This is a genomic window from Veillonella orientalis (assembly GCF_018406505.1).
Classification (GTDB): domain Bacteria; phylum Bacillota; class Negativicutes; order Veillonellales; family Veillonellaceae; genus Veillonella; species Veillonella nakazawae.
The window spans coordinates 566,544-578,436 of sequence record NZ_AP022322.1 but is presented as its reverse complement, the minus strand read 5'-3'; the positions used below and the strand labels follow the sequence as shown (position 1 = coordinate 578,436).

Genomic DNA, 11,893 nt, shown 5'->3' with positions numbered 1-11,893 from the left:
CTTAACTTTAAGTCAAATAAGATTTTGCTATACTTCTTCAACATCTACTTTTCTATATCTAGCTGAAATATATCCCAACATGTTTAATTGCGGTATATTCCATTCATTAGGTAAATAGATATCACAGGTAAGCTCATCGCCTATAGAATTGTTAGCTATAAATTGATAGCGCCCCAATTCTTCATTACTGCATACTCTTTCAAGCTGATTTAAAGTAGTGTCCCCCCAAAATCGACTAAATTCAGTCCAAATAGTTTCTACATCAGCTTGAGATAACTCAACCTGTAATCTATATTTTATGCCAACTTTGCATCGTTTTTTTAAGCCCTTTTCATCAGCACTACAAACCTTAGTGGAACCTTTATCAAAAGACCATTCTAAACCATTTAACGATTGAACTTGGGTAGAAATGAGATTCTTAAAATTTGAAAAATCTCCGAGAAAATGTTTGCACGCTACCTCAAATGTATCTAGTCTATCTATATTGCTCAATTCACAATACCTCTTTTAAAGTATTTACCTACTATTTTTCGTAATATTGTTTCATTTGTGTATAGCCATTAACGATGACTTCAATTTCACCTGTTCTAGGATGGAAGATAAGACCGTGAATAGGTACGTCTTTCGGAATCAAAGGATTCATACGCAATTCGTCTACAGTATCTTCTACATTTTCAGCAGGGTGTGTAAATCCATCTGCCCAGCGTTCCATTTCTTTACGGACCATATGAATCGCTTCTGGTGCAATACCACGAGCCAACATTTTTTCTGTTAAATCTTTTGCCGTAGTTTTTGCCATACCACATTCGTGATGACCAATGATAAAGATTTCGTTAACGCCTAGCTCATAAATACAAACAAGTAAACTACGTACAACGCCATCAAAAGGACCTGTAATACAGTTCCCTGCAGTCTTTACAATTTTCGCTTCACCGCGGCCAATATCCATGGAATCTTCTAAGAAGTTAACAAGACGTGTATCCATGCATGTAACGATAGCCATTTCGCGGCTCGGCATTTTACTACATTTAGTGTCAGTTTCAACGTAACCTGTATTTTGATCTTCTACATATTCTCTATTATGGGCTAAAATATCATCTAATAAACTCATAGTACCTCCTATATAAAAAGACCTTGGCACACAACCAAGGTCTCTATATCAATAATGGTCGATATAAATATTATATCATATTCAGTTGTATCCATTCTAAATCACTACTAGTCTTAGATCATTATTCTCCAAAAATAGATTTAGAATAATTAGAGTTAAAACTTATCTATCAGGTGTAGATAGTGCTTCGATAGCTACGCTACCACCGCGTACAACTTCAATACGATTAACAAACATATCTTTAAATAGAGCAATCATATCGTTATTTTTGGATACTGTTTTTACACATTGTACAAGAACAGATTTGCGGTTATAATCGACTACCAACAAGTCAAAGGTTTGAGCAATGCGGAAGATTTCTTGTTTATCTGCTTCTTTGCAACTATTGACCTTAATAAACAATAGCTCTTTTTTTGTAATCGGCATATCCGTAAAGTCGATAACCTTAATCACCTCTACACTGCGATTAAGCTGTTTAATGATTTGTTCGTACGTCAAATCATCGCAAGTGAGCTCAATGGTCATACGAGACATGGTAGGATCTTCAGTTTCCCCTACTGTCAATGTATCAAGGTTATAGTTTTTACCTGCGAAGAGGCCAGAAATTTTAGCCAATACGCCGATTTGGTTTTCTACATACGCTGAAATACAGCGTTTTTCCATATGTAATTCCATAGCCCCTCCTATTTTTTATCCTTTAATAACATATCGCTTAAAGATTTGCCAGCTGGTACCATTGGCAATACATTGAGCTCCGTTGGAATGATGAACTCAAGTAATGTAGGACCATCTTTGAAAGTATCTGCCAATTGGAACCCTTTTTCGATATCCTCTACCTTCGTAATACGCATAGCTTTAGCACCATAAGCTTCTGCCAATTGTACAAAGTTTGGAACATATTCAAACTCATCATTATCGATCATATCACGCGTTACAATAGAACTTTCATCCATCAACAAATTAGTACAAGCATATCGTTTATCGTAGAACAATTGTTGCCATTGCCGTACATTACCAAGGAAGCCATTATTCAAAATGATGAGAGTTACAGGTAAACGGTAATGCATAGCTGTGGCAAATTCTTGGATATTCATTTGTACACCACCATCACCACAGATAGCAAATACTCGTTTATCAGGGTTGCCAATTTGAGCCCCTAACGCAGCTGGGAACCCATAGCCCATCGTGCCAAGGCCACCAGATGTCAACATTTGGTGTTGTCCTTTAATTTCGAGGAACTGAGTAGTCCACAATTGATTTTGTCCTACATCAGTAGCAACAATAGGTCGTGCATAGTGGTTATTAATATAGTCAATAACAATTTGAGGTGTTAAGCCTTCTTCACCCGCTTGTGTAACAGGGCGGTCAGCCTTAAGTTGTTGTAATTGTGCAGGCCATTCACCAAGATCATGAGGTTCAATATATTCCAATAATTTTTCAATAGCTAATTTAGCATCTGCTACAATTGGAATATCTACCTTAATATTTTTAGAAATAGATGCTGCATCCACATCAATATGGATAATCTTACAATTTTGTGCAAAGGTACTTAACTTGCCTGTAATACGGTCGTTAAAGCGTGTACCAATAGAAATCATTACATCACAATCAGTGAGTGCCACATTCGGTGCATAGCCACCATGAATACCAATATTGCCGAGATATAAAGGATGTCGACTATCGATAGCACCTTTACCCATCAATGTAGTTACAACAGGAATGCCTGTTTTTTCTACTAGCTTCATCATGAGGTCGTTAGCACCACTAATGCTAACGCCACCGCCTAATAAGAATAGTGGTCGTTTAGCCTTGCTGATAATAGAGCATGCTTTTTTTACTTGTCCTACGTGAACTGTTGTATTAGGTTTATAGCCACGAATATTGACTTCTGTTGGATACTCATCAGAGCCCATAGCCTTTTGAATGTTTTTAGGAACATCCACCACTACAGGACCAGGACGACCAGTACGGGCAATATAAAATGCTTCTTTCAAAATACGCCCTAGCTCTTTACGATCACGAACGGTAACAGCATATTTACAGATATTGCGCACAATACCAACTGTATCCACCTCTTGGAATGCGTCATTACCCATGAGGCCCAAGTCTACTTGACCTGTAATACAAACAAGGGGAACACTATCAGCGTATGCTGTAGCAATACCTGTCACAAGGTTTGTAGCACCTGGTCCAGAGGTTACCATGCACACCCCAACTTTACCTGTACTGCGAGCATAACCATCTGCTGCATGAGCTAATGCTTGCTCATGACGTGGCAAAATTACTTTTACCTTATCTTGTTTATATAATTCATCCATGATATCGATGGTTGCTGCCCCAGGATAGTTGAATAGTATATCTACCTGCTCCTCTTGAAGGGCCTTCACCACATATGCTGCGCCTGAAATCATAGGTGCCTCCTTAACTATGTAAAAAATGCATATCGCATTCTCAATATTCTCATTCGATATATCTAAAAAATTGAATATCTTATATAGATGTGTTATACTCAGTAGTGTACCACATGTTGTGGTACATGAGTATGTAATAAATCTCAAATTATAGAAATATATATTAATTTTGTCTGGAAAGGACTGTAAAACCATGAAAGAAATCTTAGGTTTCCACTTAAACGGTTGCCCTTATTGTGCAAATGCATTCCGTGCTATCGATGAACTTGTTGCAGAAAACCCTGCATATGCAGACATTCATATCAACTGGGTTGAAGATCAAGACGCTCATGAGCTCTTCAAAACTCACCCTTATGAGTACTATCCAAACTTATGGTTCGACCTCGACAAACAATATGAGGCTCAACCTGGTGAAAGCTATGACCAAACAAAAGCATTAATCAAAGCTGTATTGGACAAAGCAATCGCATAAGATTATTACATGAAAACGTGATAAATCCATTAAGAAAGAGGCTAGCAATGCTAGCCTCTTTTTTTGTCTTTCCATTCAAGATACATATGTTTAATTACTTGGATCGGTGATACAAATAACATTCTAGGCCCACCATATCGCATGATTTCACGTATCTTTTCACGATATGTTGGTCCATAGCAATGTGTTTTACATACGCTGCAAAAGGTTTTACTTTCCATATGTGGACATACATCAATACGATGCTCTGCATAATGCCAAACGTCTTGGCACTCCTCACATAGTTCACCTTTAGGCGTGTGGTGTTTATCACGACAATAGATGCCAATAATTTGGTACATAGTTTTTAGTTCTAACTTACGTTTTTCATCAACTGTCACGCTAATCTCCTATTTCACAGACCAAGAAACCCAAGCGACCTTATCAACGGTCTTATTATGAATTTCACCATTGATAGCTAGTGGTTCAATGAGATTTCTAATCTCTTCTTTCATATCATCCATTGCGCCCCAACCGTTATTATGAAGTCGCATAGTAAAGTAATTAATAGCCTTCTCAAGAGACATAACCTCTGTTTCAGGAACCGTTTTATAAGTTACTTTCACATTATGCCCTATTTCATGGATAGCCTCTAAGCACTCTTTCATCTTGCCATCCCAAGGGAATGAGTCGCGACCAAAGAAATGTTCAGATAGCATATCTACCATTTCGTCACTGCGCTCGCTGAAAGCAATCCACAAGCATTTATCATGACTTGCTTCGTGCATGGCACGAATATTTTCTACATCAAACATGATGGGACAGAAAATGCTATACGCCAAGTCGAAACTCTTATCCCAACCGAGTTCTCGACGTGTTTCATCAGACCAAGGTGCGATATATAAACTCAAATCAAGACCTTCTGCCTCTGCCAATTGTTTAGCACCTCGAATCATACCGTCAGATAAATCGATACCTGTTGCCTTATAGCCATCACGAGCCAATCCTAATGCATAGTCACATACACCACAGCCAATATCAAGGGTACAACCGTCTTTAGGGGGCAAAAGATTCTCATTCTTCAAGAAGGATAAAAACTCTGTAACCTGCGCCTTACGATCGTCCCGATTGTGCATTTCTACAAAGTAATTAGATCGATTATTCCACGCATCTTGCTCATTACGCCAAGTTTTGTCGACGGTGAGTTCTTGTATTCTATTTGTCATTCTATCTCCTCTGTATCACTACATCAAAACTATGCATTGATACAATTTGCTATTTTATTTAGCTTAATTAGATACTTTATATTTTTTCATCACGTCCTATATGCCTAGTGTTCCACCTAGGATGTTCAGATTTTCACAAGGACATTTTTATTGTACATCATTCTCAAAACAAAATGTGTTACTCAAATCACATTTACACGTTATCTTGATATTATTAAATATATATTTTTACATAAATGCTATATTAGACGGTATTTTCAAAAACAAAAAACTCCACTCAACGAGTGGAGTCTTTTATCTCTCATTTTACAAATAGATTTATATACTATCTACTCATATACATCAATTGAATATATGATTACTTCTCTTCTTGTTTCTCTACTGAAGCAGACGCCTCTTCAATTTTAGGAGCTTCTGTTTCAGTTTTCTCTTCAGTCTTTACACTCTCATTATTAGAAGAAGATTCACGCTCTTGTTTAAGATGTTCTTCTCTCTTCGCTTGTGCTTCTTGCTCGCGTTTTTCAAAGGATTCTCTAATTTTATCTGTTGTATCCTTCAACTTGTCTGTGCCCTTTATAGCAAGATCTTTAATTGCTTCTGGATCAGCACCACTAAATTCAGCTAAAGCCTCTTCATTATTTGGATCAAAGAATGGGGCCTGGTTAAATCCCAATAAGGATGCTACAAATACCATTGGAATTTGAGCAATCTCACTATTATACTCTTTTACTTGGAAGTTATAAGTCTCACGTTTATTAGAAATGAACGTTTCATTTTCACTAATCGCTTCTAAGAATTTACTATATTGAGTATTGGCTTTTAACTCTGGAAATTGATTAGCTAAAGCTGTAATATTTTGAACTGCTTTTGCTGTTTCACGAGCCATATCTACAAAGTTATCAGACACTTTTAATTGAATTAATTTTTCATAATCATCATACTCATTTACAAGACCTGTAAACTGATTAACAATAGCTACTTTTTTCTCGTAAGCAACGATAATATTGGCACGTGCCTCTTTAATCTCTACAGTCAATTTTTGTAGTAAATTGTATTGCTTAACAAAAAAGAAAATTAAGAATATAATTATAAAAAATATAAGCGTAGAAAACATAGAACTCTCTCCATTTCGATTACAAATAACCATACAATTTTGAGAATATTATACATATGAAAGATATAACCAATATGAAATTTCATTCATGAAGTGATATAAAATGATTTCATACATTACTTATATTTATTATAATAGAGATAAGGAGGACTTAATTGTATGGGAAAATATATGATAATCCTTATATTTCTATTGATTGCTATCGCTGTAGTTTTTGCTACTTATAACTTATCTATCATTAGATCTATGCCTCCTGAAGAGCGTTATAAACTTCTTTACTTTAAGGATGATCAAGTCTCTATAGGCATTGGCTTAGTAAGAAGAACATTTAAATTAAGCGATATTCGTGAGGTACGTTTTTCTAAAGGTAAACAATTCCGTAGCATGGGCAGCTGGGCCGGCAGAATGCAAATTTGCAAACTAAATGGCAAGACAAGTCGTTGGATAGAATTTGATGGTACGGTCTACTACAAAAAGATGGTGTATATAACTAATGAAGAAATCATTGATAAATCAATAGACTTACTGATGAATGAATTTCAAGCACGAGGTATTCGTTGTACTAAATATAGATGCTAACATATAATTTTCTAAACTATACCTCAACCTAAAGAATAAAGATATCAAGCTAAAGAATAAAGACACATAAAAAGGCTTCTCGAAATTTCGAGAAGCCTTTTATTTGGTGCGCCTAGCAGGAATCGAACCTGCGCACCCGGTTCCGGAGACCGGCGCTCTATCCCCTGAGCTATAGGCGCATGAATACCTAAAAATTATACCATATTACGTTATGGTTCGATAGTATAAAGTATAAAGCAAGATAGTCTGTATATAGAATAGACCTTACTATTAAATCAATTCAAGATTGGAATAACTATAGTTAAACTCAATCACTATTGATACATCATCTAATAGTAAGGTCTTTATATTTATATTTTTTCTTTAATCAACGCTAATAGAGCATCACAGCTACGACTGACATCATCATAGGTTTCGTCAAAGTTTCCCGTATACCAAGGATCCTTTACATCACGGCTTTCACTAACAAAGGACATAGCCTTATATACCTTGGAATCTACATCTTCTCCAATGATACGTTTTAAATTACGTCCGTTATTTTCATCCATAATTACGAGGTAATCAAAATTATGATAGTCATCAACGGTCACTTGACGAGCCTTGCGACGAGTGTAAGGAATACCCATTTCATCTAATTTCTTTTTAGTCCCATAATGGGTGTCGTTCCCTATCTCCTCACGAGATGTAGCGGCAGACTCAACATAAATAGAATCGCTAAGTCCAGCTTTCGCAACGATATGCTTCATATAAAACTCAGCCATAGTTGAACGACAAATATTACCATGACAAATGAATAAAATTTTAACCATCATAATTCCTCTAGTAACTCAACAATCGATAAGTTATTAACGCACAAAGTTCGTAGATACTTTTTTCTCTTTATCTGTATCTGGATATGGCACACCTTGTTCCTTAGCTACAGCAAAGCTACGCATCATCCAAACCATATTTCTAGCCAAGTTGCGCATTGTTTGCATACCTTCTTCATCTTGCTTAGCATCTTCGGCTACTAGACCATGGCTAATATTCCAATATGTAGAGCCTGCAATTGGCATTTGAGAAATACCAAAGTATTTATTGAGTACATCAAAGGATGCAGTTGTACCGCCGCGACGAGCTACGGCGATAGATGCACCTGGTTTAAAGGCAAATGGATTTGGCTTTACACTTTCTGCACTAAAGAATACGCGATCTAAAAAGGATAAAATACGTCCACTCGGATGTGCATAATATACAGGTGTTGCAAAGATAAAGCCATCTGCATCCTTCGCTTTTTCTATGAAGGCATTTACATCATCATCCTTGAATACACATTCTCCATGTTCAAAACAATAACCGCATTGAATACAATCGCGAATAGGTTTATTGCCTAGCTGAATGACCTCTGTATCTACATTGGCTTCACTAAATACCTTTTGTACCTCTTGTATAGCTTGCATTGTTGTGCCATTTACATGGCTACTACCATTTACGATTAGAACTTTCATATTATATCCTCCAAACTCTTACTTAAGAAGTTACATATTAACTAGCCTTTATATACTATCATAGAAATACAAAATTGTTAAAGTCTGTCCATCACAGCAAGCCAGTTAATGTTTGCCTATTTGCCGATAAAGAATAACTCACATAGACACTTTTATATAAAAAAACTCTGTAGCACCTTATCTACAGGCAACTACAGAGTTTTCATCTATTCAATTAGAAGTTATGTCTAACCCCAGCATCAATACGCCATGTATTATCTATAGTAGCACCAAAGTTTTTGGTGAATGTACCATATAGATATGTGCTAGGACGAACACTCCAAGAACCGCCGATTTCCGCATCAAGCCATGTATCCTTTAAATCTACAGTTGTTTGTACTGTTGGATTACCTGGTGCAGAATATGTAGTATTTACCTTACCAGAGAATTCATGAGCTAGTGCTAGTTTTGCAAAGATATTGGATCTTTCTGTTTCTTTACCAATACCAATGCCAAGTCTACCTACCGCAGAGTTGACCGCATCAGATTTCACATGCATGGATCCACCACCTGCAATAGTTGCATCATAGGATACACCATTTAAACGACCTAGAATAAATTCTACACTAGGGTCGATATAGAAACCATTTTGTTTTTTAATACGTTTGCCATATTCAGCACTCAAGGATGTACCAAATGTATGATAGTTACCATTCAAACGTTGACCACTAATTGAGTTAAGGCTATAGTCGTTGGATAATCTATTACCACGAGCGATGATATCAATATACCGACCATCGTCATGTTGTTTTGTACCATATAAGGCAATACCGCCAAGCTTACCATCGCCACTGCCATTAGCATAAGAGTTGCTAGATGTGCTGTAATCAATAGCACCACCAAAAATCCAACCATTAGTTGCCTTATGGTCGTAACCAACTTGTACGTCATTGTATGTCATATGTGCATCAGCACCATCTGTAATCTTAGATTTACCACCTATATATTTAGCCCATACGCCTTTATCTGTATTAGCTAGACGAAGATCACCTAAACGGCGTTGTAAATCATTCGTATTATTTTTCCATGCCATAACTGTCGATGTAAGAGCTGATTTTGAACCACTCACCAAGGATGACTCACTATCCCGAGTAACCTTTGTTGTATCGTCTACAATGAGATGACCTTGAGCATCAAAATGATCTGCCCCTAGGTCTGCAACAGCACCAGGTGTAGTAACACCTTCATTGATTTGAACTGTTGTGCTAAGCTTCTTATCATTACCTGTGTATTGTAATTTCTCAGCTAATGTTTGAATATCCTTTTTGTAGCTTGCATCGTCGATGGTATTACCGGAATGGTCGCCTTGCATTGTAATATGGCTATTATCCGCCGCATGTTCAACGATGATTTGCCCTTTTCCTGTATCACTAGCCGGCACACCAGATTTATAAATAGCATTCACATAACCGCTATAGTTCTGAATTGTTATAGGCCGCGCATCGATAGGATGAATGTTACCTGCTGCAGTTGGGTTAACACCACCTACAAGATTGCGAACCTTACTCCCCTTGTATAGGTACGCTGCATTATCCCCTGATGGACGTTCTTTTTTAGGTGTAGGACGCTCCATGCCAATCCACTCATTATTCCAAGTAGCACCATTTTGTAGGTAAATATCTGCACCAGAATTATGAGGATTTTTATTGCTTTCAGCATATTCATTTAATACAGCACCTGTGAGGCTAGAGTTTGGTGTTGTAAAAGCTAAACCTACATTCGTCGGTTCTTCATTATGGTTTGGATCGCGGCCATAATCCTTGTTGATAAGGCCCACATTACCAACAGCAACCAAGTCTTTGGTACCTGGATGTTTACCATCAGAGCCTGCATTTACATAGACATCCCCTTCTTCTGCTACTACAGAATAGGTATCAGATGTTTCTACAGGATGAGTGATAATCTTACCGCCTCCATCAACAAGGATATGACCTCGTTGATTGACTTGTAAACCAGAGCCGATAGCATCGATATCTACATTACCTTTCACATGAATATTAGTATCACCATAGTCTCGATCAGGGTTATCTTTACTTAGACGTGGTACCTTACCGCCATAACCAGCATAGACTGCACTCATATAATAATGACCTAATTCTCTCTTCGATGCTGGTGCATCATTCTTTAATCGTACAATAAGGTCTTTATCTACCGTTAGTTGTGCCCCAAAGCCATTATAAATACCTGTAACATTCTTACTTTTACCTGCCTCTGTTAAACTTTTACCATGTACATTAACTGTTAATGTATCCTCTATGTGTTTAACCTCAGGTTGCGTTTGTACTGGTGAGCCCATTGTTAAACCCAGCAACTCCTCTGCTTTATCGCTAGAAACATTAATTTCTGTAGCCATTGCAGAATAAGATATACCTGTTAATACTAGTGCAGTCATCACGGCTGATACATGACGTCTAATCTTCATAATTCTCTCCTTCTTATATCATGCTTATAATACTCTCACTAAATCACATAAAATTTATAACACCTAAAAAGCACAAAAAGACCCCCTTAGTCCAACTAAGGAGGTCTTCTATTAACTCACACACTCGGCAAGTACTAAAATTACTAATTATTATTCTTCAGGAGAAATAAGGAAGGACAATGCACTAAAGTATTTATTTTGTTCCCCTTTATTTTGTGTAGGGAATGCAACTTCAACACCTACTACATTTAAGCCATCTGCTGTAACAGCTACAGTAGCTTTACCATTTTCATCTGCTTTAGCTTCACCAGTTAAATCATTTACTAAATCTTTGATAAGAGGTGCATTCGCATATGGTTTACCATCTTTAAACACTTGGATTTCATATGTATCACCTTTTCTTAATGTCAATGGATTAACAGAAGGTACAATTTGAATAAATGCATTCTTATCTACAAATGGTTTTGCTTGTGCATTCCAGTAATGAACATCATATTTGATAGCATGTGTACTCTTAACCGCACCAGGAACTTCGGTGATTGGTTTATGAATTGTTTTACCATCTTTAGTCTTAGTCCAGTAGCCATAATCAAAATTAGTTACAGTTACACCAAGGTCTGCTGGTGGAATAATAGCTACATTTTTTTCATGCTTCACAACTTGTACAGGAATTTGTTTGCCTTGTACATCATATCCAGTAATATTTTTTACCATATCTGCACTATAAGCATTATCTACAGGACCCTCACCTAATACAAGTACTTTTTCATCTGTACGGTTAGCGAAGAACACACCATGTGCATCAACAGAAGAGCATACACTACCTGCAGCTAAACCTACAGCAAATAAAGAAGCTAGAATTTTCTTATTCATAAGAACCTCCATAATCAATAACTAGTTTCAAGAAACTTGCTATTATTATACATCGTCATGGATATTCCGTATATACCGATACCCCTATCAGCAAGACTTTATGCAAAGTAAGTATATACAAGGTTCTATATTCCTATTAATCATAAATGATAAAATTATCACCAATTTTTCATATGAATA

The 11,893-nt window shown here is 36.7% G+C and carries 13 protein-coding genes and 1 tRNA gene; 2 read left to right on the top strand and 12 right to left on the bottom strand.

What is annotated here, in order from left to right; genetic code table 11:
* Positions 1 to 27: 27 nt before the first annotated feature.
* The 4 genes from VEIS1202513_RS02560 to ilvB all read right to left on the bottom strand — a co-directional run bounded on the left by VEIS1202513_RS02560 (position 28) and on the right by ilvB (position 3,522).
* Complete coding sequence (locus tag VEIS1202513_RS02560) at positions 28 to 492, bottom strand: hypothetical protein (protein ID WP_119207257.1); 465 nt, start codon at positions 490 to 492, stop codon at positions 28 to 30.
* Between the two features lie 31 nt (positions 493 to 523).
* On the bottom strand, positions 524 to 1,111 hold the full coding sequence (locus VEIS1202513_RS02555; protein WP_105089499.1) for a beta-class carbonic anhydrase: 588 nt from the start codon (positions 1,109 to 1,111) through the stop codon (positions 524 to 526).
* A 162-nt stretch (positions 1,112 to 1,273) separates the two neighbouring features.
* Positions 1,274 to 1,786 carry an acetolactate synthase small subunit gene (ilvN, locus tag VEIS1202513_RS02550; protein WP_060924047.1) on the bottom strand — a complete coding sequence of 171 codons (513 nt, stop codon included), beginning with the start codon at positions 1,784 to 1,786 and terminating at the stop codon, positions 1,274 to 1,276.
* Positions 1,787 to 1,794: 8 nt separating this feature from the next.
* A complete protein-coding gene (ilvB, locus tag VEIS1202513_RS02545) occupies positions 1,795 to 3,522 on the bottom strand; it encodes a biosynthetic-type acetolactate synthase large subunit (protein WP_213467757.1) in 1,728 nt (575 codons plus the stop codon).
* A gap of 193 nt (positions 3,523 to 3,715) precedes the next feature.
* Between ilvB and VEIS1202513_RS02540 the strand changes: the two genes are divergently transcribed.
* Positions 3,716 to 3,994 (top strand): hypothetical protein, encoded by a 279-nt coding sequence (locus VEIS1202513_RS02540; RefSeq protein ID WP_005385785.1) that lies wholly within the window; start codon positions 3,716 to 3,718, stop codon positions 3,992 to 3,994.
* Between the two features lie 50 nt (positions 3,995 to 4,044).
* Here VEIS1202513_RS02540 and VEIS1202513_RS02535 read toward each other — a convergent pair whose 3' ends face one another.
* The 3 genes from VEIS1202513_RS02535 to VEIS1202513_RS02525 all read right to left on the bottom strand — a co-directional run bounded on the left by VEIS1202513_RS02535 (position 4,045) and on the right by VEIS1202513_RS02525 (position 6,235).
* Positions 4,045 to 4,374: a nitrous oxide-stimulated promoter family protein gene (locus VEIS1202513_RS02535; protein WP_054746914.1), complete on the bottom strand. Its 330-nt coding sequence runs from the start codon at positions 4,372 to 4,374 to the stop codon at positions 4,045 to 4,047.
* A 9-nt stretch (positions 4,375 to 4,383) separates the two neighbouring features.
* Positions 4,384 to 5,199: a class I SAM-dependent methyltransferase gene (locus tag VEIS1202513_RS02530; RefSeq protein ID WP_213467756.1), complete on the bottom strand. Its 816-nt coding sequence runs from the start codon at positions 5,197 to 5,199 to the stop codon at positions 4,384 to 4,386.
* Between the two features lie 358 nt (positions 5,200 to 5,557).
* On the bottom strand, positions 5,558 to 6,235 hold the full coding sequence (locus tag VEIS1202513_RS02525) for a LemA family protein (RefSeq protein WP_244856285.1): 678 nt from the start codon (positions 6,233 to 6,235) through the stop codon (positions 5,558 to 5,560).
* Between the two features lie 237 nt (positions 6,236 to 6,472).
* Here VEIS1202513_RS02525 and VEIS1202513_RS02520 point away from each other — a divergent pair, with 237 nt between their 5' ends.
* Complete coding sequence (locus tag VEIS1202513_RS02520) at positions 6,473 to 6,892, top strand: hypothetical protein (RefSeq protein ID WP_213467755.1); 420 nt, start codon at positions 6,473 to 6,475, stop codon at positions 6,890 to 6,892.
* Between the two features lie 104 nt (positions 6,893 to 6,996).
* Here VEIS1202513_RS02520 and VEIS1202513_RS02515 read toward each other — a convergent pair.
* The 5 genes from VEIS1202513_RS02515 to VEIS1202513_RS02495 form a co-directional block, all read right to left on the bottom strand.
* Positions 6,997 to 7,071, bottom strand: a tRNA-Arg gene (locus tag VEIS1202513_RS02515).
* 171 nt (positions 7,072 to 7,242) lie between these two features.
* Positions 7,243 to 7,701 (bottom strand): low molecular weight protein-tyrosine-phosphatase, encoded by a 459-nt coding sequence (locus tag VEIS1202513_RS02510; RefSeq protein WP_213467973.1) that lies wholly within the window; start codon positions 7,699 to 7,701, stop codon positions 7,243 to 7,245.
* Positions 7,702 to 7,737: 36 nt separating this feature from the next.
* Positions 7,738 to 8,379: a flavodoxin family protein gene (locus VEIS1202513_RS02505; RefSeq protein ID WP_213467754.1), complete on the bottom strand. Its 642-nt coding sequence runs from the start codon at positions 8,377 to 8,379 to the stop codon at positions 7,738 to 7,740.
* 214 nt (positions 8,380 to 8,593) lie between these two features.
* Positions 8,594 to 10,840, bottom strand: coding sequence for an autotransporter family protein (locus VEIS1202513_RS02500; protein ID WP_213467753.1), 2,247 nt, complete (start codon positions 10,838 to 10,840; stop codon positions 8,594 to 8,596).
* Between the two features lie 150 nt (positions 10,841 to 10,990).
* Positions 10,991 to 11,713: a DUF4198 domain-containing protein gene (locus VEIS1202513_RS02495; protein WP_105089507.1), complete on the bottom strand. Its 723-nt coding sequence runs from the start codon at positions 11,711 to 11,713 to the stop codon at positions 10,991 to 10,993.
* Positions 11,714 to 11,893: the final 180 nt, after the last annotated feature.